This is a genomic window from Bogoriella caseilytica, assembly GCF_003752405.1.
Classification (GTDB): Bacteria; Actinomycetota; Actinomycetes; order Actinomycetales; family Actinomycetaceae; genus Allobogoriella; species Allobogoriella caseilytica.
Genome location: NZ_RKHK01000001.1, coordinates 1566781 through 1591062 on the forward strand (window position 1 = coordinate 1566781; position 24282 = coordinate 1591062).

At 69.4% G+C, this 24282-nt stretch carries 17 protein-coding genes; 12 read left to right on the top strand and 5 right to left on the bottom strand.

Features of this window, described 5'->3' with window-relative positions; all coding sequences use genetic code 11:
- Position 1: 1 nt before the first annotated feature.
- From EDD31_RS07015 to EDD31_RS07040, 6 genes are all read left to right on the top strand, one after another.
- Complete coding sequence (locus EDD31_RS07015) at positions 2-1348, top strand: ABC transporter substrate-binding protein (protein ID WP_211336079.1); 1347 nt, start codon at positions 2-4, stop codon at positions 1346-1348.
- A gap of 101 nt (positions 1349-1449) precedes the next feature.
- Entirely contained in the window at positions 1450-2295 is an 846-nt protein-coding gene (locus EDD31_RS07020) for a carbohydrate ABC transporter permease (protein ID WP_123303520.1), read from the top strand.
- Positions 2292-3185 carry a carbohydrate ABC transporter permease gene (locus EDD31_RS07025; protein WP_123303521.1) on the top strand — a complete coding sequence of 298 codons (894 nt, stop codon included), beginning with the start codon at positions 2292-2294 and terminating at the stop codon, positions 3183-3185. The genes EDD31_RS07020 and EDD31_RS07025 overlap by 4 nt, the downstream gene beginning before the upstream one ends.
- Positions 3182-4480 (top strand): glycoside hydrolase 5 family protein, encoded by a 1299-nt coding sequence (locus EDD31_RS07030; protein ID WP_123303522.1) that lies wholly within the window; start codon positions 3182-3184, stop codon positions 4478-4480. The genes EDD31_RS07025 and EDD31_RS07030 overlap by 4 nt, the downstream gene beginning before the upstream one ends.
- Positions 4477-6678, top strand: a complete 2202-nt coding sequence (locus tag EDD31_RS07035) for a glycoside hydrolase family 3 N-terminal domain-containing protein (RefSeq protein ID WP_123303523.1) — start codon at positions 4477-4479, stop codon at positions 6676-6678. Before EDD31_RS07030 ends, EDD31_RS07035 begins: the two co-directional genes overlap by 4 nt.
- A gap of 53 nt (positions 6679-6731) precedes the next feature.
- Positions 6732-9674, top strand: a complete 2943-nt coding sequence (locus tag EDD31_RS07040; protein WP_211336080.1) for an endo-beta-N-acetylglucosaminidase — start codon at positions 6732-6734, stop codon at positions 9672-9674.
- Between the two features lie 104 nt (positions 9675-9778).
- Here EDD31_RS07040 and EDD31_RS07045 read toward each other — a convergent pair whose 3' ends face one another.
- The 5 genes from EDD31_RS07045 to hrpA form a co-directional block, all read right to left on the bottom strand.
- Positions 9779-10099, bottom strand: a complete 321-nt coding sequence (locus EDD31_RS07045) for an antibiotic biosynthesis monooxygenase family protein (protein WP_123303524.1) — start codon at positions 10097-10099, stop codon at positions 9779-9781.
- 70 nt (positions 10100-10169) lie between these two features.
- A complete protein-coding gene (locus tag EDD31_RS07050) occupies positions 10170-11219 on the bottom strand; it encodes an FAD-dependent oxidoreductase (RefSeq protein WP_123305271.1) in 1050 nt (349 codons plus the stop codon).
- Positions 11220-11432: 213 nt separating this feature from the next.
- Positions 11433-12620, bottom strand: a complete 1188-nt coding sequence (locus tag EDD31_RS07055) for a glycine C-acetyltransferase (protein ID WP_123303525.1) — start codon at positions 12618-12620, stop codon at positions 11433-11435.
- 6 nt (positions 12621-12626) lie between these two features.
- Positions 12627-13673, bottom strand: a complete 1047-nt coding sequence (gene tdh / locus EDD31_RS07060) for an L-threonine 3-dehydrogenase (RefSeq protein WP_123303526.1) — start codon at positions 13671-13673, stop codon at positions 12627-12629.
- A 76-nt stretch (positions 13674-13749) separates the two neighbouring features.
- Positions 13750-18444 carry an ATP-dependent RNA helicase HrpA gene (gene hrpA, locus EDD31_RS07065; protein ID WP_123305273.1) on the bottom strand — a complete coding sequence of 1565 codons (4695 nt, stop codon included), beginning with the start codon at positions 18442-18444 and terminating at the stop codon, positions 13750-13752.
- A gap of 261 nt (positions 18445-18705) precedes the next feature.
- Here hrpA and EDD31_RS07070 point away from each other — a divergent pair, with 261 nt between their 5' ends.
- The 6 genes from EDD31_RS07070 (at position 18706) to EDD31_RS07095 (ending at position 24265) form a co-directional block, all read left to right on the top strand.
- Positions 18706-19791 (top strand): endonuclease/exonuclease/phosphatase family protein, encoded by a 1086-nt coding sequence (locus EDD31_RS07070; protein ID WP_170163227.1) that lies wholly within the window; start codon positions 18706-18708, stop codon positions 19789-19791.
- A gap of 124 nt (positions 19792-19915) precedes the next feature.
- Positions 19916-21061, top strand: coding sequence for a GNAT family N-acetyltransferase (locus EDD31_RS07075; RefSeq protein ID WP_170163228.1), 1146 nt, complete (start codon positions 19916-19918; stop codon positions 21059-21061).
- Between the two features lie 118 nt (positions 21062-21179).
- Positions 21180-21830, top strand: coding sequence for a ThuA domain-containing protein (locus EDD31_RS07080; RefSeq protein WP_123303529.1), 651 nt, complete (start codon positions 21180-21182; stop codon positions 21828-21830).
- Between the two features lie 35 nt (positions 21831-21865).
- Positions 21866-22654, top strand: coding sequence for a type I methionyl aminopeptidase (gene map / locus EDD31_RS07085; RefSeq protein WP_123303530.1), 789 nt, complete (start codon positions 21866-21868; stop codon positions 22652-22654).
- Positions 22655-22758: 104 nt separating this feature from the next.
- Entirely contained in the window at positions 22759-23040 is a 282-nt protein-coding gene (locus tag EDD31_RS07090; RefSeq protein ID WP_123303531.1) for a YtxH domain-containing protein, read from the top strand.
- 145 nt (positions 23041-23185) lie between these two features.
- Positions 23186-24265, top strand: a complete 1080-nt coding sequence (locus EDD31_RS07095) for a VIT1/CCC1 transporter family protein (protein ID WP_123303532.1) — start codon at positions 23186-23188, stop codon at positions 24263-24265.
- The last annotated feature ends 17 nt before the right edge of the window (positions 24266-24282 follow it).

A 24282-nucleotide genomic window follows, 5' to 3' on the forward strand; every position in this document is an offset into this window, starting at 1 on the left:
CATGCGCAGGACCACCCCCACTCGCCTGGCCGCGATCGGCGCGGCCAGTGCCCTCGCCCTGACCGCTTGCGGTATCGGAGGCGGAACCTCGGAGGAGGAGAACGGCGGCGACGCCGGCTCCGAGAACGGCGGTGACGCCGGTACCGAGAACGGCGGGGACGCCGACGCCGAGATCTCCGGCGAGATCAGCTTCATGACGTGGAACCTCCGCGGTGGTTACGAGGAGTACTTCACCGACCTCGTCGCCGAGTTCGAGGAGGAGTACCCGGACGTCACCGTGGAGTGGCTCGACCACCCGCCCGAAGGCTTCCAGGACACGCTGTCTGCCGACGCCGCAGCAGGCAACCTGCCCGACGTCATCAACGTCGGTCCGGAGCTGGCCTACAGCCTGGCGGCCGCCGGCATGCTGATGGACATCTCCGAGACCGACCCCGAGGCGGCCGAGACCTACCTGCCCGAGGCCTGGGAGGGCATGACCTTCGAGGGTGCCGGTGGCGGCACCTATGGTTATCCGTGGTACCTCAACACTGGCCCCTCCTTCTTCAACACCGACCTCTTCGAGGAGTGCGGGCTGGATCCCGAGAACCTCCCCGAGACCTACGACGAGCTCTTCGAGCAGGGCTCGACCATGGGCGAGAACTGTGACGGCGTCTCGATGATCGGGCGCCTGCCCACCATCGAGATGATGGGCATGTACGGCGTGGAACTCATGAACGAGGACGCCACCGAGTTCACCTTCAACAACGACGAAGGCGTCGAGCTGGTCCAGCACTTCATCGACCTGTACAGCGACGCCGGGCTGACCGCCGAGGCACTCAACGCGCTGCAGACCGGGGAACTCGACGCCTTCAAGGCCGGCGAGGTCGGGTGGCTGCCGGGCAGCTCCTACACCCTGCAGGAGCTGCGCGACACGGCCCCGGACATCTACGAGGCCGCGGCCATGGGGCCGCTGATCAACAACACCTCACCAAACATGTACATCCAGGCCATCGTGGTCAACGCCGACACCCCGAACGCCGAGGCCTCCATGGCCTTCTCCCGCTTCCTCACCAACGCCGAGAACCAGATGGAGTTCGCGCAGGCGGCCAACGTCTTCCCCTCCATCGCTGAGCTGCTCGACGACCCGCACTTCACCGAGGACGACGGCACGGACAACGGCGCGGTCCGCGTCGAGGCTGCCGATCAGCTTCGCGAGGCCGTGGCCTGGTGGCCGCCGGCCTTCTCCGGCGGTGCCGACGTGGAGTACCTCCGCGAGCAGATCGCCCAGGCCATCCAGGGGCAGAAGACCGCCCAGGAAGCACTGGATGACGCTGTCGCCTACTCGAACAACCGGCTCTCGAATCAGTGAGCACCGCAGCAGTGACACCGGAGCGGGCGGGGCGCATCAAGCGGCCCGCCCGCTCGGGGCGGGCCTGGGCGAGAGCGCCGTGGTACGCGCCGTGGCTGTTCATGGGCGTCGCGCTGCTGATCATCGCCACTTTCATCGTCTTCCCGTTCTTCAACACCTTCGCCCTCTCCTTCACTGACGCGACGCTGTTGCGTGATGGCCGGTTCATCGGCCTTGGGAACTTCCGCGAACTGCTCAGCGATGCCCGCTTCGGCAGCGCGCTGCTGAACTCCTCGCTGTACGTGGTCGTCGTCGTGCCGGTGATGGTGGTGCTGCCCCTGATCCTCGCCACCCTGGCCGCGGGAGACGGCCGCTTCCTTGGCTTCTTCCGCACCAGTTACTACCTTCCGGTGATCATGTCCCCGGTCATCGTGGGCCTGATCTGGACCAACATGCTCGAACGGCGCGGGCTGGTGAACGAGGTGCTGGGCTGGCTCCAGATCGTGTCGGGCCCGATCCCCTTCCTCACCGACCGGTGGTTGCTGCTCTTCTCCGCGATGTTCGTGACCATCTGGATGGGCATGGGCTACTACATGGTCATCTACCTGGCTGCGCTCGCGAACATCGATCCGAGCCTCTACGACGCCGCCTCGGTCGACGGCGCCGGCGTCGTCCGCAAGTTCCTGAGCGTGACCATCCCCGGGGTGCGCAACACCATGGGGCTGATCGGGATCTTCTCCTCGATCGCCGCCTTCCGCGTCTTCGGTGAGGTCTACGTGCTCACCGATGGCACCGGTGGTGTGGGCGGGGAGAACGTCACGATGACGATGCTCATCCAGCGCGAAGGCACCGGCCTGCAAGCACAGACCGGCTACGCGGGCGCCATCAGCCTCGTCATGTTCGTGATCATGGCGATCTTCCTGGTGCTGCAGCTCGTCACGCAGAACCGGCAGGGGAAGAACTCATGACCGCCACGAACGCCGGAACGTTCCCGGCACCCCAGGTTCCGCCGCAGCAACCGCTGCGGCGCAGGAAGAGGGCCAGCGGAGCCACCGTGGCCCGCTATGCCGTGCTCATCCTGATGGTGCTCCTGCTGGCCGGCCCGCTGATCTGGCAGCTGTCTCTCTCGCTGAAGGGAGCCGGCGACGCGCTCTACGAGCGGCCGCCTCAACTCATCCCGCAGGACCCCACGCTGGAGAACTACTCCAGCGTGCTCGATCGCATTCCCGTGCTGCGCTTCGTGTTCAACTCCGCCATCGTGGCCGCCATCGTGGTGGGTGGGAACGTCCTGTTCGCCACGGCCGCAGGATTCGCACTGGCCCGGCTCCAGTTCCGCTTCCGGGGCGCCGCCATGGCCCTCTTCGTGGCCGCACTGCTGGTCCCGGTCGAAGCCATCATCATCGCCCAGTTCCTGCTGGTGCGATCAGCAGGACTGACTGACAGCCTGCTCGGGGTCGCGCTGCCGACCCTGGTGGCACCGCTGAATGTGCTACTCATGCGCAACGTCTTCCTCGGCATTCCCGATGAGCTCGAAGAAGCGGCCGTGATCGACGGCGCGAACGTGTGGCAGCGATTCCTGCGCATCTGCCTGCCCCAGGTCAAGGGCGTCGTCACCGTAGTGGCGATCTTCGCCTTCGTGGGCTCATGGAACGACTTCCTGTGGCCGCTCATCGTGCTCTCGTCCGAGAGCAACTACACCCTCACCGTGGGACTGAACTACCTGCGCGGCACCTTCTACGACGATCCGCGGCTCATCGCCGCCGGCACCATCATCGCGCTGGTCCCGATCATCGTGTTCTTCGCCGCGCTGCAGCGTTACTTCGTCCGCGGGCTCGAGCAAGGAGGAATCAAGGGATGACCATGCCGCGCTTCGGCGTCAACTACGTGCCGCGGCAGGGGTGGTTCCACTCCTGGCTCGAACCTGACCTCAATGCCACTCGGCGGGATCTCGAGGCCATTGCCGCGCTGGGCCTGGACCACGTGCGGATCTTCCCCTTCTGGCCGGTGCTCCAGCCCAATCGGACGTTGATCCGGCCACGCGCGCTGTCAGATGTGCGCGGTGTGGTGGAGGCGGCCGGCGAGATGGGGCTCGATGCCTCGGTCGACGTGATCCAGGGGCACATGTCGAGCTTCGACTTCCTCCCTGCCTGGCTGACCTCGTGGCACGCGACGAACATGTTCACTGACGCCGGAGCTCTCCGGGCGCAGGCCGAGCTCACGCGGGCATTGCACGAGGCCGTCGCCGATCTGCCCAACTACGTCGGGCTGACCCTGGGCAACGAGGTGAACCAGTTCTCCGGCGACCCGCACCCTGCGCCGATGCGTGCCACCCCGGAGGAGGCCGAGACGTGGATCCGCACCCTGCTCCAGGCGGTGCCGGAGGATGGCAGGGGCTTGCGCCTGCACGCCGAGTACGACGCGGTCTGGTACCTGGACGAGCACCCCTTCGAGCCCGCTCACGCCTCTCGCCTGGGTGACGTCACAGCCATCCACTCCTGGATCTTCAACGGCACCGCGCAGCGATACGGCGCCTTGTCCGCGGAGAGCGTGCGGCACGCGGAGTACCTCACCGAACTCTCCCGCGCCTTCGCCACCGACCCCGCCCGACCGGTGTGGCTGCAAGAGATCGGTGCCCCGTTGAACTGCCTCGAGCCCGGTGAGGAACCTGAGTTCTGTCAGCGCGCCGTGCAGCACCTGGCCGACAGCACCGCGCTGTGGGGGGTGACCTGGTGGTGCTCCCACGACGTCGACCGATCCCTGGCCGACTTCCCGGAGCTGGAGTACTCCCTGGGGCTCTTCGATGCCGAGGGCAGGGTCAAGCCGCTGGGCCGCGCCTTCGCTGAGGTGGCCGAGGATGTGCGCCAGCGTCAGCACCCGCCGCCCGAGCGTAGCGAGGCCGTGGTCGTCCCGGTCGACGCCCAGGACGTGCCGCTACGCCGGGCGGACCTCGCGCCCGGGGGCTCGGTGTTCACCGCCTGGATGGATCTCGCCAGCGCTGGCAAGCGCCCCACCGTCGTCACCTCGACCACCGCGGCGTCGGCGCAAGACCTGGCGAGCCGCGGCATCACCGCGCAGCACCACGCCGAGGGCGTGGGTGAGAGCGCCTACTCGGCCGTCAGCGATGCCGAGGCCCTGGCAGCGGGAGCCCGATGAAATCTCAGGTGGACGCCCTCCTTGCGGCCATGACGGTGCAGGAGAAGGCCGGGCAGGTCAATCAGCGCCTGCACGGATGGACAGCACTGCGTCGCACTGGTGACGGGTTCGAGGTCACTGACTCCGCGCGCGAGGAGATCGAGCGCTGGGGTGGTCTCGGCGCGCTCTACGGCCTTTTCCGGGCCGATGCCTGGTCCGGCCAGCACTGGGGCACCGGCATCCGCCCCGAGGAGCGCGCCGACGCGGCCGCCGCACTGCAGGAGGCCGTGCTTGCCGCCAGCCCGCACCGGACCGGAGCGCTGCTGGTGGAAGAAGCCCCCCACGGCCACCAGGCTCTGGGGGGCACCGTGCTCCCCGTCAACCTCAATCTCGCCAGCACCTGGGACCTCGCGCGAGTCCGCGAAGCGGCCCACCGCGTGGGCAGCGAACTGTCCGCCTCAGGAGTGCACATCGCGCTGGTCTCCGCCTTGGACGTGCTCCGCGACCCACGCTGGGGCCGGGCCGAAGAATGCTTCGGGGAGTCCGCGATGCTCGCCGCGGAACTCACCCACGCCGTCGTCGACGGCATGCAGGGCCCGGGCCGGTCGCGGATCGGTACCGACGGCGTCGCCGTGGTGCTCAAGCACCTCGCCGCCCAGGGCGAGGCTGTGGGCGGACGCAACGGGCAGTCGGCCCATCTCGGACCGCAGGACCTCCACGAGATCCACCTCGCCCCCGCCGAGGCGGGAATCGACGCCGGCGCGCTGGGTTTCATGGCCGCCTACAACGACATCGACGGCGTGCCCTGCTGCGCCAATCCCGAGCTGCTCACCGGCTACCTCCGCACCCGCCACGGCTTCGACGGCATCGTCATGGCCGACGGCCTCGCCATCGACCGGCTCGTGGACATGACCGGTGACCTCGCTGGAGCGGCTCGGGCCGCGCTGCTCGCGGGCATCGACCTCTCGCTGTGGGATGAGGCCTTCACGCTCCTGCCGCGCCTGGCCGAAGAGGATGACCAGGTGGCCGCGGCGCTGGACGTGGCCTGCCGCCGCGTACTGAACCTGAAGGAGCGGTTCGGGCTCCTCGACGTGCGCGCACCGGCGGAAGTGACGCCGCAGCGTGAGAGCCTGACTCTCGGCTCCGCCACCGCGGTCACCCCGGACAGCTCCCGTGCGCTCGCCGCGCGCTCGCTGGTGCTGCTGACCAACGAGGCGGGGGCACTGCCGCTGAATCCGAGCGCGTTGACGACACTCGCGGTCGTGGGCCCGTGGGCCGATGATGTGCCCGCCCTGCTCGGTGACTACGTTCCCCCGCTCCCGCCCGGATCGGCACCCAGCATCGGCCAGGCTCTGGGCGCGCAGCTGCCCGAGGCAGAGATCCTGATCAGCGAGGACGCCATCCCGGCGCACCTCGGGCAGGCCGACGCCGGCATCGTGGTCATCGGTGGCACCAGCCACCGTCCCTACGACGCCGAATTCGCTGACAACGGTGCCATCGCCGGCAGGGCCGGCCAGGCCACCGGAGGTGAGGGCGTCGACCTCGCCGACGTCAGCTTGCCCGGCGCTCAAGACGAACTCGTCCGCCGGGCCCGTCATCATCTGGCACCGGGCGTGCCGCTGATCGCCGTCGTCGTGGCGGGGCGCCCGCACGTGCTGACCGGCGTGCTGGAGTCCGTCGACGCCGTCCTGTGGGCCGGCTATCCCGGGCCATGGGGTGCCGAGGCGATCTCGGCCGTGCTGCTGGGGGAGGCCGAGCCCACCGGGCGGCTGCCGATGACTCTCCCCAGTCACCCCTCGGTGGTGCCGGTCCGCCACGACGATCGCCAGGATGCCACCGGGGTCTACCTCGATGTGGCCGAGCCGGTGCTGTTCCCCGTCGGTCACGGCCTGGAGTACCAGAAGGTGGAGGTCGCAGAGCTTCGCCTCGACGTTGGCGCAGAGCAGGTTGTCGTCGCGGTCCGGGTGCGCAACCCGGGGCAGCGGCCCACGGAGACGGTGCTCCCGGTCTTCGCTCACCGCCGCGGTGGCCTGCGCGTACCGCGGCGCCAGGAACTCCTCGCCTTCCGGCGGATCGCGCTCGCTGCCGGTGAGAGCGCCGAGGTGACCTGGTCGATCCCGGCCTCGAGATTCTTCGCCGGTACCTCCCGCGCCAGCTCCACGGCCGTCACGGTCCGTGGCCTGAGCGCTACCGCCTCCCCACGCCCAACAGTCGGCTGAGGAGAGGCCTCACCTCTCCTTCCCATCCCGCTGCTACACAAAGGAGTCACAGCATGACGGAGCAACCCGCGCCGCGCCGATCCCGCGCGCCGCACCGCCTCATGGCCGGCACTGCAGTCACCGCGGCCCTGGCCCTGGTGGCGACCGCCGCCGCGGCGGACACCCTTCCGTGGGAGGGTGAGCGCGCCAAGGGCGAGAACCAGCCCTATCAGCACGGCTATAACCCGGACCAGTTGCTGGAATGGGACCCCACCACCGACCCCCACGCCGAGCAGCTGCGTTCGCGAGTACCGCTGCAGGAGCGGGCCCAGCCGCATGCCCCGACCCAGCGCAACCCCGACCTGCCTGCGGAGACGGAGATGCTCGCGCTCTCCGGGGACTATGGCAACGCCTTCTTCGAGAGCCATCCCTATACGAATGTCTTCGCCCAGCACCTGTTCAGCTTCTGGCAGTACACCGACTACTACGCCTCCTGGCACGGCATGGCCTCCCAGGGGATGCCGGAGGAGCTGTACGACCCTGAGGCGGAGTGGACCCAGCGCTGGTTCGAGTTCGGCATGCTCAACCTGCCGAACCCCGGGTACACCGACGCCGCGCACCGCAATGGCGTGCTCTCCCTGGGCACGATCTTCTTCTCCGACAATGACCGTGGCTCGCAGGACTACTCGGAGATCCTGGTCCGGGACGAGGCCGGCTCCTTCCCCGCCGTCGCCAAGCTCGTGGAGATCGCGGACTACTTCGGTTTTGATGGCTACTTCATCAACCAGGAACAGGGCCGGGTCGACCCGGAGGACATCGGCGTCTACCAGGACTTCCTGCTTGAGCTGCGCCAGAGCGGCGTCTACGTGCAGTGGTACGACTCCGTGCACGCCGAGACGGGGGAGACGCTGTACGAGAACGCCTTCACCGAGCTGAACAGCCCCTTCGTGCGCAACGCCGAACGGGGCGACCTGGCGCACTCGATCTTCCTGAACTACTGGTGGGACCACGAGATGCTCGCGGAGTCGGCCGAATACGCCGAGTCCCTGGGGCTGGACCCGCTCAGCACGGTCTTCGCGGGCCTGGAAGCCGGCATGTACCAGTTCGACCAGCCCTACGACCTGCGCGACAACCTCGATGAGGACGGCGCCCCGATGAACGCCATCGCCACGCTCGGGGCGGACTTCGTGCACTTCGACTACGAGCACAAGACCGAGAACGACATGCAGTGGGAAGCCTTCGACCGCGAACGCCGCTGGTGGACCGGCACCGAGACCGGCGCAGGGAGCCCGGCCGAGGATGACTGGCAGGGCATGAACTCCTACATCGCCGAACGCAACGCGATCACTGGCAGTACCTTCTCGACCACCTTCAACACCGGTCATGGTCTGGGCTACTGGCGCGATGGAGAGCTGGTCAGCGAGGTGGAATGGGGCAACATCACCATCCAGGACCTCCCGGTCACCTGGCAGTGGTGGCTGGAGGGTGACGGGGCTGACGGCCTGCAGGTCGACTACGACTACGGCCCGGAGTATGCGCCGGCTGAGCGTTTTGACTACGCCCAGCTCGGGGCCTTCGAGGGTGGTTCGTCGCTGGCCATCGGTGGCGAGCTGGACGGCGAGGCGGTGCTCCGCCTCTTCCAGAGTGAGCTTGAGGTCGGAGCGGAAAGCTCCCTTGAGCTGACTTACGCCCAGCCCGCTGGGGCGGACGTCGATCTGTCGGTGGCCCTGGTACTGGATTCGGCTCCCGAGGCGGTGGTGCAGCGTCCGGTCGAGATGGAGGGGGGGGAGTCCGGCGCATGGCGTACCGCGGTCGTGGACCTCGCTGACCTTGCCGGCGAGACCATCTCCACCCTGGGTGTAGCACTCGAGACGGAGAGCGCCGCTGACGTCCAGGTGAACCTCGGCCAGCTCACGGTGCGCGACGGCGCGGAGCAGACTCCCGCGGCGCCGAGCGGTCTGGAGATCGACCGAGCCCTGACGGCGAGTGACGAGCTCTTCGTGCGCTGGGACCTCGACGACTACGACACCGTGCAGCGCTACGACCTCTACGCCGACGGCGAGTACCTCGGCGGCACCTACGACGAGGTGCTCTACGTCAAGAACTTCGATCGCTCGACCGCCATGCTCGAGCTCCACGCCATCGGGCACGACGGCAGCGCGAGCGAGCCGGCGGTCGTGCAGTACGACGTCAGCGGCGGTCCTGGCGCGGTCCACACTGAGGCCGGTGACGACGGAGAACTACTGATCTCCTGGGACCAGGAGCTGAGCGCGCCTGCCACGGTGAGCGTGCAGGCTGAGTACGCCGGAGCAGAGCCCTTCCAGACCGAGCTGACTGCCGCCGCGGGCAGCGTCTCGGTGACCGTCGAGGATGTTCCGGTCGATGGTGGGCACGTGCGGGTCACCGTGCACCCGCAGGAGGGCACGCCGGTCTCGGCCATGGGGCGCTTCGCGGACTTCGAGATCGAGCCCTATCCGGAGAGCTTCGCTCAGCTGGATGGCGACACCCTCCAGCTGCGGCGCCCGGCGCTGCACGACTGGAGCACGCTGACGGTGCTTGAGGACGGCGAACCGTTGATGTTCGACACCACCTACAGCCAGGGCGAACGCCCGGAGATGATTCGCGGCCGCACGGATCTCGGTTCTCTGACGCAGGAGCTGTCGAGCTCTGAGAGCGAGGTCGTGGCGATCATCCGGGACTACGCCGGAAACGAGGCGGAGACTGTGCTGCGTGAGGGGGACGCTGCACCGGATCCGGAACCCACACCAGACCCCGAACCGAGCCCGGAACCGGATCCCGAACCGAGCCCGGAACCGGCTCCAGGGGCCGGTCCGGAACCCGGTCCGGAGCCGAGCCCGGACCCTGCGGAGGATGCGAGCCTGGGTGGTGGCGGTGGCGCCGCACTGGGGAGTGACCTGCCACAGACGGGTGCGCCGGTCACGGCACTGATGGTTGCGGCGGCCGCGCTCATCGGACTGGGTGCCACGCTCCGGCTGCGCGGGCGCCTGCGCGCCTGAGGGGCGGTTGTCCTGGGTCGGCCTGCCGGCCGGCCCAGGACGGGCCGCTGGAATCGTCCGCTGGGCGTCGCCCCGAGCTCCGTGCAGGGCCCGGGCGGCCGCTCTCAGCTGGTGCTGCCGCCGGCGATCTCGTAGCTCCAGAGCTGAGCGGAGGTCCCCACCGGGCGTTGCTTCGCGCCGTCGCTGGAGCCGTGGCGGTGGCTCTCGCCGAAGGCGGCCGAGTCGCGCCAGGCCTCGAAGGCCGCATCGTCGCGCCAGCGCGTGAGGACCAGCCACGTGCTGCGCTCATCGGTGGGTTTGAGCAACTCGAAACCGAGGAAGCCGTCCACTCCGTCGATCGACCCGGCACGGGCCGCGAAACGGTGGGCCAGCTCGTCGCCGGAGCCGGCAGGAACGTCAATGGCGTTGATCTTGATGACGGTCATGCCCCCATCGTGCCGTGCCGTGCCGTGCCGTGCCGTGCCGTGCCGTGCCGTGGGGTGGCGTGGGGTGCCGTCAGCCCAGCAAGCGCGCTATGCGCCGGGCTGCCTCGCGCCCAGCACGGTTGGCTCCGATCGTGGAGGAGGACGGGCCGTAACCGATCAGGTGGACGCGCGGTTCGCCGGCCACCGCGGTGCCGTCCATGGCGATCCCACCGCCACGCCCACGCAGCCGTAGGGGCCGCAGATGGTCCAGTGCAGCCCGGAAGCCGGTGGCCCACAGAATGACGTCGGCTGGTCGGAAGCTGCCATCAGCCATCCGCACACCGGTCGGTTCGATAGCGGTGAACATCGGGTGGCGTTCGAGAACACCCCGCTCTTCGGCGGCGCGCAGCGCGGGCGTCTTGATCAGACCGGTCACCGAGACCACGCTCAGCGGCGGGAGCCCACGCCGTACTCGTTCCTCCACCATGGCCACAGCTTCCCGGCCGGCCTCCTGATCGAAGTCGCCCTCGCGCCAGACCGGTTCGCGTCGCGTGACCCAGGCGGTGGAGGTGACCTGCGAGATCTCGTCGAGAAGTTGCACCGCAGAAATGCCGCCGCCGACCACGATCACGTGCTCACCGGCGAAGTCTTCGGCGCGCTCGTAGCCCGCCACGTGCAGCTGGCGGCCGGTGAAGGTTTCCTGCCCCGGATAGCGCGGCCAGAAGGGCTTGCTCCAGGTGCCGGTGGCATTGACGACGGCGCGGGTGGCGATGGTCCCCTCGAGGGCGCCGTCGACGTCGACCAGGAGCTCGCCGGCCCGGTCGCCGTCGGCCCGGCGGACGCTGCGCACGCGGGCGGGGCGGATGACGGGTAGCTGCTGATGGCGCTCATAGTCGGCGAAGTAGCGGGGGACGGCCTCGGCACTGGGCTCGGCCGGGTCGACCTCGGGAAGTGGCATGCCGGGCAGGTCATGGATGCCATTGACCGTGTTCATGCGTAGGGACCGCCACCGGTGGCGCCACGCGCCACCCGGCCCGTCCTCAGCATCGAGCATGACCGGGGCGAGGCCGCGGCGGATGAGGTGATGCCCGGCGGACAGGCCGGCCTGCCCGGCGCCGATCACCACGACGTCGGCGCGCATCTGCAGCTCGCTCACTCCCAAGCCAACACCAGGTCACGACCAGTGCTTCCCTGCGCCGCGCCTGCCCGGCGCTCCCGCCCCAGCGCCGCCCCGCCGTGACCTCCGTGGATCGGGTAGAGAAAGTGGCTCTCAGCGCCAGCTTCTCTACCCGATGAGCGCTGGCGGAGCCAGCCCCGCGTCCGGCCGGCCCAGCCGCCCGGCCGGAGCTCTGTCTCAGGCGGCCCCCACCTCCTCCCTCGCCGCCACGAACGCCGCCACCGCCTGCTCGATGTCCTCGGCGGTGTGGCTCGCCGAGAGCTGGACCCGCACGCGCGCCCGCTGCCGGGGCACCACCGGGTAGCTGAAGGCGATGACGTACACCCCGTGCTGGAGCATCCGATCGGCGATGCGCGCGGCCAACGCGGCGTCGCCGAACATCACCGGCACGATCGGATGCTCACCCGGGAGTAGCTCGAAGCCCTCCTCACTCATCCGGCGCCGGAAGTGGGCGGAGTTCTCCAGCAGTTGCTCCCGCAGGTCGTCGGCCTCGGCGATCAGGTCGAGTGCCGCCAGGGTGCCCGCCGCGATGGCCGGGGCCAGCGAGTTGGAGAACAGGTACGGCCGCGCGCGCTGGCGGAGCATGTCGACGATCTCGGCGCTCGCCGCCACGTAACCGCCCGAGGCGCCGCCAAGCGCTTTGCCGAAGGTGCCCGTGTAGAGGTCCACCCGGTCGGCCACGCCGAAGCGGGCCGGGGTCCCCCGCCCGCCGGGGCCGACGAAACCGACGGCGTGGGAGTCGTCCACCAGCACCAGGGCCTCGTGCTTCTCGGCCAGCTCACAGATCTCATCCAGTGGCGCGTAGTACCCGTCCATGGAGAAGACGCCGTCGGTGACGATCACCCGCTCGCGCGCATCAGCCGCGTCGATCAGCTTGGTCTCCAGGTCGGCCATGTCCCGGTTCTTGTACCGGTACCGCGCGGCTTTACACAGCCGGATCCCGTCGATGAGAGAGGCATGGTTCAGCTCATCGGAGATGATCGCGTCCTCGGGGCCGAAGAGGGCTTCGAACACCCCGCCGTTGGCGTCGAAGCAGGAGGAGAAGAGGATGGCGGCCTCGGTGCCGAGGAAGTCGGCTACGCGGCGCTCGAGCTCCAGGTGCAGATCCTGGGTGCCGCAGATGAAGCGCACCGAGGCCATCCCATAGCCCCAGCGCTCCAGCGCAGTGGTCGCCGCGTCGCGGATGGCCGCGCTGTCGGCCAGGCCGAGGTAGTTGTTCGCGCAGAAGTTCAGCACCTCGTTGCCGCCGGAGGTGATCTCGGCTGCTTGCGCGGTGGAGATGCTCCGCTCGGACTTGTACGTTCCAGCGGTGCGCATGGCGTCGAGGTCGGCGCGCAGGCGCTCGCGGGTGTGTGCGTTCAGCATCGGATCCTAGATTCCTTCCCAGTCGAGAACGACCTTGCCGCCGGTGCCTTCTCGGGCGCGGTGGAAGGCGGCCTGCCACTCGGTGGCGGGATAGCGATCGGTGATAATGGTGTCCAGGGCGGACCGCAGCGTGGGGCTGGACTCAAGCATGGCGCTCATGGCGTTCCACGACTCGTACATCTCGCGGCCGTACACCCCGCGGATGGTGAGCATATGAGTGACGACCTTGGGCCAGTCGACGTCGATGGGCTGGGTCGGCAGGCCCAGCATCGCCACCTGCCCGCCGTGGCGCAGGTGGTCGATCATGCCGGTCAGCGCGCTCGGCGCCCCGGAGATCTCCAGCCCGACGTCGAAGCCCTCCTCCATCCCGAGCTCGTGCATGACCTCGGGAATGGTGGTGGTGGAGACGTCGATGGCGACGTCGACGCCGATCCTGCGCGCCAGCTCCAGGCGGGGGGCGGAGACATCGGTGATCACCACGTACCGCGCCCCCACGTGGCGCGCGATGGCCGCGGCCATGAGCCCGATCGGGCCCGCGCCGGTGATCAGCACGTCCTCACCCGCCAACCGGTAGAGCTGAGCGGTGTGCATGGCGTTGCCGAAGGGGTCGAAGATCGCGCCGATGTCCGGGTCGGTGCCGGGGATGTGGTGCCAGATGTTCTCCGCGGGAATCAGCACGTACTCGGCGAAGGCGCCGTCGCGGTCCACGCCGAGCGAGGAGACTCGGATGCACATCTGCCGGCGCCCGGCGCGGCAGTTCCGGCACGTCCCGCACACGATGTGGCCCTCTGCCGAGACGCGGTCGCCGACGGTGGTCTCACGGACGCCGTTGCCCACCTCGATCACTTCGCCGTAGAACTCGTGACCCGGGATCAACGGTGGGTGGAGATGGTGCTGCGCCCAGGAGTCGAAGGCCTCGATGTGCAGATCAGTGCCGCAGATTCCGGTACGCAGCACCCGCACCAAGACCTCGCCGAAGCCCGGCGGGCCGGGATGGGGGCGTTCCACCCACTCCAGTCCGGCTCGTGGCTCCGGTTTGAACAGTGCTCTCACACGCCCCACCTCCTGACCTCATCGTCGAGGGCGTCGACGACGAGGCTACCGGGGCGCCGGCGGTATCGCCTGCGTCCTACAGGGCTGCGAGGGCGCGGCGAATGCGCTTCTCAGAGACCTTCACCGGCGTGCCGAGTTGCTGGGCGAAGAAGCTGACCCGCAGCTCCTCGAGCAGCCAGCGGATCTCCTCCAGCTTGGCCGCGCGCCCCGGATCGGGGGCCAGGCGCTCGGTGGCCTCGGCCTCGGCCCGGTAGGCGTCCTCGAGTTCCCCGATGGACCAGGCGAGATTGCCGTCCTGGTGCACGTTCTGCGCCGCCCGTTCGATGCGGCGCTGCGCGGCGCGGACGTACCGCGGCAGATGCACCAGCTGCGCTGACGGCGTTGCGGAGACGAATCCCGGGCCCGTCAGGCGCGACATCTGGTCCTTCACATCGGTCAGGGTGTTGAGCAGATGCATCGAGGTCGTGGCGGTGATGGTGGCCTCCAGCTCGCGCCGGGCTTCCAGAGTGGCCACGACGGAGCGCACGATCTGGTGCACCTGTTCCTCGAGTGCGGCGCGCACGTGCCCGCGCAGCTCCCCGTAGGCCGCGCCGTCCCAGACCGGCCCGTGTTCCGCCGTCCACTCATCGACCAGCGCGGTCACGGCCGCGAGCTGAACGTCGGTGACCAGCTCCTCGGTGCTGCGGTAGGGACTGGTGGCCAGCACCAGTGCCTCCTGGCCGCCCCAGCGGGTGGTGATGCGCTGGGTGGGCAGCGCCGTCTCGGTGAGCAGCAGGCGCCGCAACCCGCGACGGTGTGCGCTGGCCTGCTCCGCGGCGTCGGCGAGTACCCGCAGCGAGACTCCGGTGCGCGCCGGGGTGCCGGCAGCCTTCTTGCCCTTCTTTCCAGGCTTCTTCGCCGGTGCCGCCGATGCGTCCTTCGCGGACCCCGACGCCGGTGCGGGCTGGATGCGCTCCTCGACCAGCGCCGGGTACCCGCGGACCACCAGGCCGTGCGGGCCGGCCGACTCCACCTGCCGCGGGATGGTGCCCGCGCCGATCTCCGGCCAGGTACGCAGATCGACCTGCTCCGGGATCCCAGCAGCGGCGCCGCCCGCAGCGCCGGCAGCAGAACTGCCCGCGCCCGCGGCGTCGGTATCGCCTGCGCCGGATCCTGCGCCGTCGGTGCCCACGGGGGCGCCGGGGTGCCGGCCGGCTGTGGCTTGCGCGTCCGCCATGGCCTGTGCGACGGCCCCGCGTACTAGGGAGGAGACCGCCGCCTGGGTCTGCGGGGCGAGTTCGCGTTGCAGCGCCAGCAGGTTCTTGCCCTCGCTCAGCACCGCGCCGCGCTCGGACAGCACCCGGAAGGTCATCTGTAGGTGCTCGGGAAGCTGGGCCTGCTCCCAGGCCTCGCCCGGGATCTCGACGTCCCGCAACTCACGCACCGCAGCCGTGAAGGCCTCACGGTAGGAGGGGGCCTCAGGCTCGGCGGCGACCTCGGACCAGCGGGGGAGGCGGGCCACCACCTCGCGGGCGACGTCGGGAGCGGGCACGAGCTGGCGCCGCACCGGTTTGGGTAGACCGCGGATGGTTGCGGTGGCCAGCTCCAGCGCCAGACCCGGCACCATCCAGTCGAATCCCTCGGGACGCAGGCGGCTGAGGATTTCCACCGGCACGTGCACGGTGACGCCGTCGGCATGGGTGCCCGGCTCGAACTGATAGGTCAGCGGCAGGGTGAGATCACCCTGGCGCCAGGCCTCGGGGAAGTCCGCGGCGCTGACCTCACCGGCGCTGGGCACGAGCATCTCCAGGGAGAAGTCGAGGAGCTCGGGATGCTCGCGCTTGGCCTTCTTCCACCAGGAATCGAAGTGCCGGGCGGAGGTGACGTGCTCAGGGATGCGCTCGTCATAGAAGGCGAAGAGCCCGTCCTCGTCGAGCACCAGACCGCGCCGGCGAGCCCGGTGCTCATACTCCTCAGCCTCGGCCAGCAGCTCGCGGTTGCGGGCATAGAACTCGTGGTGGGTGCGCCAGTCTCCGCCCACGAGGGCCTCGCGCAGGAACATCTCGCGGGCCAGTTCGCGTGCGGTGGCGTCGCCGAGCACAAGCTCGCCGAGGCGCCCCAGCGGAACCTGCCGTTCGGCCACCAGCGTCATGCCGTAGAGCAGCACCTTCTCCTTGACCATCCCCGCGCCCTGACGGGTGGACCAGAAGGGCTCGGAATAGACGCGCTTGGTCAGGTGCGCGGCCAGCGGCTCCACCCACTCGGGCTGGATCCGGGCCACCGTGCGGGCGAAGAGCCGGGAGGTCTCCACCAGCTCGGCGGCCATCACCCAGGCGGGGGTCTTCTTCGCCAACCCCGAACCGGGCCAGGTCACGAAGCGCGTCCCGCGTGCCCCGGCGTACTCCCGGCGTCGTTCGTCGTAGGAGCCGAGGTTCGACAACAGGCCAGTGAGCAGTGACTGGTGGATGCCGTCCGCGCTCGCGGCCTCCGAGGAGCGCGTCATGGCCACTGCCGCCAGCGCCGGGTCGGGCCGGCCGTCCTGGGTGCGCTCCGCGGTAGCGGCGACGTCGGAATCGTGCGGCAGCGCGATGGGCTTCATGGTCAGCCCGAGCGGCTTAGCGAGCTGGCGCAACTGGACGACGACGTCCTGCCATTCGCGCACGCGCAGGTAGTTGAGGAACTCGGACTTGCACATCCGGCGGAAGGCCGAACCGGAGAGGTCACGCTGCTGAATGCGCAGGTAGCGCCACAGGTTGAGGTAGGCGAGGAAGTCCGAGGTGGGGTCGGTGAAGCGGCGGTGTTTGGCATCCGCGGCCTGCTGGTGCTCGGCCGGGCGCTCGCGGACGTCCTGGGTGGAGAGGGCGGCCACGATCACCATCACCTCGGCAGCGCAGCCGTTGCGCTGGGCCTCCACCAGCATCCGCCCGAGTCGGGGGTCGATCGGCAGGCGCGCGAGCTGGCGGCCCACCGGGGTGAGTCGCGGACCGCGGGACGGTTCGCGGCCGGTGCCGCGCCTCCCGGGCCCTGCCCGCCGCCCACCCCCACCCGCGGCGTTTGTGCTCACTTCCGGTCGCTCTGAAGTGGCCTCGGTGCTCTCATTCCGACCGTTGGCGCCCACAATCGATGAGGACGACGGCGGGGCTGAGGACGACGGCGGGGCTGAGGACGACGGCGAGCCCGACGCTGGGTGGGCTTCCTCGATGGCTCCGATCTCGTGGAGGAGCTGCAGGCCGTCGCGGATGGCGCGGGTGTCGGGCGGTTCCACGAACGGGAAAGAGGCGACCTCGCCTAGGCCGAGCGCGGCCATCTGCAGGATGACCGAGGCGAGCGAGGTGCGCAGGATCTCCGGTTCGGTGAACTCCGGGCGGCCCGCGTAATCGGACTCGGAGTACAAGCGGATGGCGATGCCGTCGGCCACCCGCCCGCAGCGGCCGGCGCGCTGGTTCGCGCTGGCCTGCGAGATGGGCTCGATGGGCAAGCGCTGGACCTTCGTGCGATTCGAGTACCGGGAGATCCGCGCGGTGCCGGGGTCGATGACGTAGCGGATCCCGGGAACGGTCAGCGAGGTCTCGGCCACGTTGGTGGCCAGCACGATGCGCCGGGAGGTGTGTGCTTCGAAGACGCGATGTTGCTCGGCGGCGGAAAGCCGGGCGTAGAGCGGCACCACCTCGACGGCGCTCGGATGATGCCCGCCGCCCGTGCCGTGGCCCGGGGCGAGGTAGCGCTCGCCCAGATGCTCCTGCAGTGCGATATGGGTATCGCGGATCTCGCGTTCCCCGGAGAGGAAGACGAGAATGTCACCACTGCCCTCGGCCAGCAGCTCGTCGGCGGCCTGGAGGATTCCGGTGACCTGATCGATCTGCTCACCCGCGACGCCGCCGTCGCCCTCGCCGTCCTCGGGATCCTCGGACACGAGAGGGCGGTAACGGACCTCGACCGGGTAGGTGCGGCCGGAGACCTCGATGACCGGCGCGCTCGGAGGAGCATCACGACCGGCATCACCGCCGGCATCACCGCCGGTTGGCCCGGCTGGCCCGGCCGGCGGCGCCTCGACGTCAGCCATGAACCGGCCGAAGTGCCGGGCGAACCGCTGGGAATCGATCGTGGCCGAGGTGATGATGATCTTCAGGTCCGGCCGGCGCGGCAGGAGCTGCGCGAGGTAACCGAGGATGAAGTCGATGTTGAGGCTGCGCTCGTGGGCCTCGTCGATGATGAGGGTGTCGTAACGGCGCAGCAGGGGGTCCTGCTGGATCTCGGCGAGCAGGATGCCGTCGGTCATGAGCTTGACCAGGGTGGTGGCCGAGATCTGGTCGGTGAAGCGCACCTGGTAGCCCACCGCGCCGCCGAGTTCCACGCCCAGTTCCTCACTGATGCGTTCGGCCACGGTGCGCGCGGCGATCCGGCGGGGCTGGGTGTGACCGATGGTGCCCGCGATGCCGCGGCCGAGCTCCAGGCAGATCTTGGGAAGCTGGGTGGTCTTCCCGGAGCCGGTTTCCCCGGCCACGATCACCACCTGGTGGTCTCGGATGGCCTCGGAGATCTCGCGCCGGCGGGCCGAGACGGGCAGTTGCTCGGGGTAGGTGATGACCGGCAGGGCACCGCGCCGGGCGGCCAGCTGCTCCGCAGTGTGCGGGCGGTAAGAGGCACGGCGGCCGCCACCGGAACCTCGCCCCTGGTGCTGCTTGGTGCTGTCCGCAGGCTGGTTCGAGCCGCCCGAACGCCCATCGGTGCTGGGCCTGCGCCCACCCCGACGCCGGCGCCCCGGCCGCGAACTCTGCTCCTCGGTACTCACGACGTCCCATCGTCCCACGAGCGGGTGGGCGGAGTCGTGGACTTTTCCCGCCGAGCGCGCCACCTCGTCGCGATCGCGCCAGCTGGGAGCGCCTGTGAGTGGCGCGATGGCAAGGACGTGGAGCGTCCGACGATGTGGCGCAGCCGGCGACGTGGAGCGCCCGGCGATGTGGGGCGGCGCGAGTGGCGGCTCATCGCTCCTGCTCCTTCTCCCTGTCGGAATCCGGCTTGGCGAACCATCCCCACCTGCTTGAATAGCCCGGTGCGCATCCTTGGCTGGGTCCTCGCGGCCCTCGTAGCGGTCGCGTCCGTGCTGACCCTCAATCCGGAGTGGATCGGCGTGGTCATCTCACCCTGGGCCGACCTGACCGTGACCTACCCCGTCAGCCAGGTGATTGCGCTGCGCTCGCTGCTCGTAGCGGTCTTCCTAGTCCTCGCGCTGGTCTTCTTCATCGCGGGGCTGGTGCGCAAGATCGGGTACGGCGGCGGTACCCGCACCCTGGTCCTCACCCTGGTGATGCTCCTGGTGGCCGTAGGGCACGGGAGCTACACCTGGAGCCGCGGCGTCACCAACCCGGCGGAGTTCGCCCCCGACCGCGACGACGACCGGATCACCGTCTTCACGATGAACACCGACGGCGGTGACACCGGTGCCGAGAGCATCGCTGAGATCGCTGGCCGCGCCGGGGCGGACGTGCTGGTGCTGAACGAGACCCCAGCCGAGGTGGCCGAGGAAGCCGCTGTGCTGATGGACCAGGCCGAGCAGAGCTACCAGGTGTTCACGCCGGTGATCCCCGAGGGTGAGGGCGCCGACAGCAACGGCGATGAGGGCCAGAACGAGGAGGACGAGGCCTCGGATCTCCAGCCTGGCCAGGACATCGCCGTGCTGATTTCCAGCTCGCTCGGCGAGTACGTGGTGGTCACGCCGCCAGGCACCCATCGTGTCTCCCTGCGCGTGGAGCCTGCCGACGGCGTCGGGCCGGCGATTCTCGGTGTGCACGTGACCGCGCCCGTCGCCGAGCTGCACGAGGAATGGCTCGAGGACCTCGCGACGGTGATGGAACTGTGTGAGCCGCGCGGCCCCCGGGGGCTGATCATCGCCGGGGATTTCAACGCCACACTCGATCACCGGCCGCTGCAGGACCTGCAACGATGTGACGACGCCGCTGTGGAAGCGGGAGTCGGAGGGATCGCCACCTGGCCGGCCAACCTCCCCGCGCTGATCGGCGCCCCGATCGACCGGGTGCTCTATGACTCCCAGGCCTATGAGACCGTGGCCGGCCAGGTCGTGGAGTCCGGCCGTTCAGATCATCGCGCTGTGCTTGTGCGGCTCCAGCCCATCGGCTGAGCGCTATCGCTCCAGGAGCTGGGCGAACTGGGCGATCCGTTCGGGACTCTGCCCTGCCGCGACATGGACTGCAGTGTCGAAAAAACACGTGCGGCCGGAACCGTCGGCGGGGCAGGCTGACCCCATGAACGCAGACTTCCGGATCCTTGAGGTCCGCTTGCCCGAGAGCGCTGATGGTCCCCCGCCGCCTGTCGTGCGCGCCGCCGAGGAGATGGACGTCGAGCACCAGATGGCTCTGCTGGGCCACCGCGATCTGGCCACTCCGGCCGAGAGCGCTTTCCCACAGTGGATCGATCAGCGCACTTACCGCAAGATCTACTTCGCCGCGGTGCCTACCTCCGTTGACGGCGAGCCAGGGCGCGCCGCGGAGGTGCTCGGTATCGGGGCGATGCTGCTTCCCCTGACGGACAACGTGAACAACGTGATCACCTGGGTGATGGTCCGTGCAGCGCATCGCCACCTGGGCCTCGGCTCCGCGCTCGTGACCGCGATCAAGGAACGGGCCCGCCAGGAGCAGCGATCGGTGCTGCAGGGCTGGGTGGAAGGCCGCGAGCCACAGGCCGGCGAAGAGGCTCTGGTCCCGCCGACGCAGTCCGGCGCGCTTGCGGTGGATGCCAGCGCACGTTTCGCGCAGCGCCACGGCTTTCAGCTCGAGCAGGTGGAGCGGCACTCCACTCTGCATCTGCCCGTCCCGGTCGAGGCGCCTGGCCGCAGCCCGGATGAGCAGCTGGAGGCATGGTGCGAGGAAGCCCGAGGCAAGGCCGGTGCGGACTATCGCCTGCTGCAGTGGCAGGACACCACCCCCGAGCAGTACCTCGAGGCCATGGCAGCGCTCTACCAGCGCATGAGCGTCGACGTGCCCAGCGGTGGCCTGGCCATCGAGGAGGAGAACTGGGACGCCGAGCGGGTCCGGCTGATCGATGAGCGTCTCGAGAAAGCTCGCCGGGGCTACGTCCAGACCGTGGTCGAGCATGTGCCCACCGGCCAGCTCGTGGCCTTTACCCTCATCGTGGCGCCGCACGGCCAGCCCTATGCCTTCCAGGAGGAGACCCTCGTTCACGGCGATCACCGGGGTAAGCGTCTCGGCCTGTGGGTCAAGGCGGCGAATCTGCAGTACCTCGGTCGCGTTCTTCCTGGGGTCGAGCGGATTCACACCTGGAACGCTGACGAGAACGGCTACATGCTCTCCATCAACGTGCGTATGGGATTCCGCGTGGCGAGCTTGGAAGGTGCGTGGCAGGCCAAGCTGGAGACGCCACTGTCGACTTGAGGCTCTCGCCCGGCCTGTCCACAGATTGCGCGGCCCGTCACGCCGATGGTCCGTGAGCCGACTATCCTGACCAGGACCAATGACCGTCGTACCAGGCCATGGCCATCAGGGGGGCTTGATGCGTGAAGTGCTCGTCTTTACCCGCACGACCGGATACCGTCACGAATCGATCGAGGCCGGGGTAGCCGCGGTGCAGATACTCGCCGAGAGTGACGGTTTCACGGTGACCCACACCGAGGATCCCGCCATCTTCGAGCCCGAACGGTTGGCAGACGTGGCCGTGGTGGTGTGGCTGTCGACCTCCGGAGATGTGCTCGAGGACGGGCAACGAGAGGCCTTCGCCCGCTGGCTCGCAGCCGGTGGTGCGTGGGCGGGAATCCATGCCGCTTCCACGGCAGAGCCCAGCTGGCCTGAGTTCGCGAAGATCGTCGGGGCCCGCTTCACCGACCACCCGCCTGTGCAGACCGGGCGCGTGCACGTGGAGGATCCGCACCACTGGTCGACCAACCTGCTGCCCGAGGTGTGGGAGCACACCGACGAGTGGTACAACTTCGACCGCAACCCCCGCGGCGAGGTCCAGGTCCTCCTCACCGCAGACGAAGGCTCCTACGAGGGAGGGGGCATGGGCACGGATCATCCGATCGCGTGGACCTCCCGGTACGGGGCCGGCCAGTGCTGGTACACCGCACTGGGGCACGGCCCTGATTTGTACGCCAACCCGCGTTTCCTCTCCCACCTCGCCGGCGGACTGCGGAGCCTGTGGTCCTGACGCCGGCAGCGAGCCCTTCCACGTAGGCTGGCAGGGTGATCGAGTTGAAGACCCCGGCCGAGGTTGAGGCCATGAAGCCGGCCGGAGCCTTTGTCGCCACGGTCCTGGATGCCCTGGAAGCACACGCCACCGTGGGGGTGAACCTCCTCGAGCTCGACAAGCTCGCGCACCGCATGATCCGCGAGGCCGGAGCAACCTCGTGTTACATCGACTACCACCCCTCCTTCGGTGGTTCCCCCTTCGGCCACGTGCTGTGCACCTCGGTCAATGACGCGGTGCTGCACGGCCTGCCGCACGATTACCGATTGCGTGACGGCGATCTGCTCACCGTGGACTTCGCCATCGAGCTGGGTGGCTGGGTGGCGGACTCCGCGCGCAGCTTTGTCGTCGGCACTCCCCAGGACGAGGCCGACCTGCAGCTCATCCGTGCCACGCGCGAAGCCCTCGACGCCGCGATCGCCGTGGCCACGCCCGGTCACAAGCTGGGCGACATCTCCGCTGCGATCGGCCAGGTCGCTGCGAGCTACGGCTACGGCGTCAACACCCAGTTCGGCGGCCACGGCGTGGGACGCACCATGCATGGCGACCCGCACGTGCCCAACACCGGCCGGGCCGGGCGCGGGTTGCCGTTGCGCCCCGGCTTGGTGATTGCCATTGAACCCTGGTTCATGGCCGGCACCGACGAGATCTACACCGATCCGGACGGCTGGACCCTGCGCTCGGTGGATGGATCCCGTGGCGCCCACTCCGAGCACACCATCGCCATCACCGACGGCGCACCGCTGGTGCTCACCGCTCCCGTCGCCTCGCCCGCAGCAGGCTGACTCCCGCCGGGCACGCCTCGGGCGTTCGGCCCGTCCCTCTCGGCTCGCATGTGCGGTCAACCCGGATAGGGTCGTCAAGTACTCGATCAACGGAGGAAGCAGCCATGGCCAAGATCCCGTTCCTTGCCGGCCTCGCCATCGGATACGTCCTGGGTTCCCGGGCGGGCCGTGAACGCTACGAGTCGATCAAGAACGCCAGCAGCAAGGTGTGGCAGTCAGGACCGGTGCAGAAGGGCGTGCACTCGGTGGAGGAGAAGGCCAGCGACCTGGGCCGGGAGTACGGCTCGATGGTGACTGACAAGGTGGCCGCGACCGTGAAGTCGAAGGTCTTCGGTCAGGACAACTCGGGCGCTCCCCGCCCGACGCCACCGCAACCGCAACCCTGATCACCTACTCGGAGATTCCCAGGCAGCACGCCGGACGCCGCAGCATCGCGGGCCTGACTGCCCGGCTAGGGGGTCACCCGAAATCCGAGCTTTCGGTTGACCGGCACGTTTGAGATAGGGAGATCCGGGGCGCCATCATTCTCGGATGCCCCCCTCATCCACTGCGCCGCCCAACGCAGAGCAGATCCGCCGCTGGCGCCGCTACCTGGCCGACGAGATCGCCGAAGGTGCGGTCTACCGCCACCTCGCCGGGCGCCGGGATGGCGAGGAGCGGGAGATCCTGCTCGAACTCGCTGAGGCCGAACGCCGGCACGAGGACCACTGGCGCGCGCTCCTGGGTGAGCACGCAGCGAACCCGGGCAAGGGCGATCTCCGCACCCGTTTCCTCGGGTGGCTCGCTCGCACCTTTGGTGGCGTCTTCGTCCTGGCACTGGCCCAGCGCGCGGAGGCCCGCTCCGGCTATGACCGCGACGACGACGCCACGGCGGCCATGGCGGCCGATGAGCGGATCCACGCCGAGGTGGTCCGGGCGCTCGCCGCACGGGGGCGAGCACAGATCTCCGGCACCTTCCGTGCCGCCGTCTTCGGCGCCAACGACGGGCTGGTCTCCAACCTGGCCCTGGTGATGGGCGTGGGCGCGGCCGGTGTCGGGTCGTCCGCGGTGCTCGTGGCGGGAGTGGCGGGACTGCTCTCCGGAGCCATGTCCATGGCAGCGGGCGAGTACGTCTCGGTACGTTCGCAGCGCGAACTGCTCACCGCCTCGACCCCTGATGCGCAGACCGAGGATCACGTACCCGCCCTCGATGTCGACGCGAACGAACTCGCTCTGGTGTACCGGGCACGCGGGTTGAGCCAGGACGAGGCCGAAGAGCACGCGACCGAGGTGATCGCTCGTGTCGCGGCAGGCACTCCCGCACCGGCTGCCGATCGGGTGGACACCTTCGAAGAGGTCGGCACCGGACGGCGCGCGGCGCTGTCGTCCTTCGCCTTCTTCGCTTCCGGCGCGCTCATCCCGATCGTGCCCTGGCTGATGGGGATGACTGGTGCTGGCGCCGTCCTGCTGGCCGCCTCGCTGGTCGGTGTGGCCCTTTTGGGCACGGGAGCCGTGGTGGGGTTGCTCTCGGGGGCCTCACCGCTCAAGCGCGCGCTGCGGCAGCTGGCGATCGGCTACGGGGCCGCGGCCATCACCTATGCACTGGGTACGGCGCTGGGCGTGGCGGTCTGAGGTCGGCCGCCGCGCAG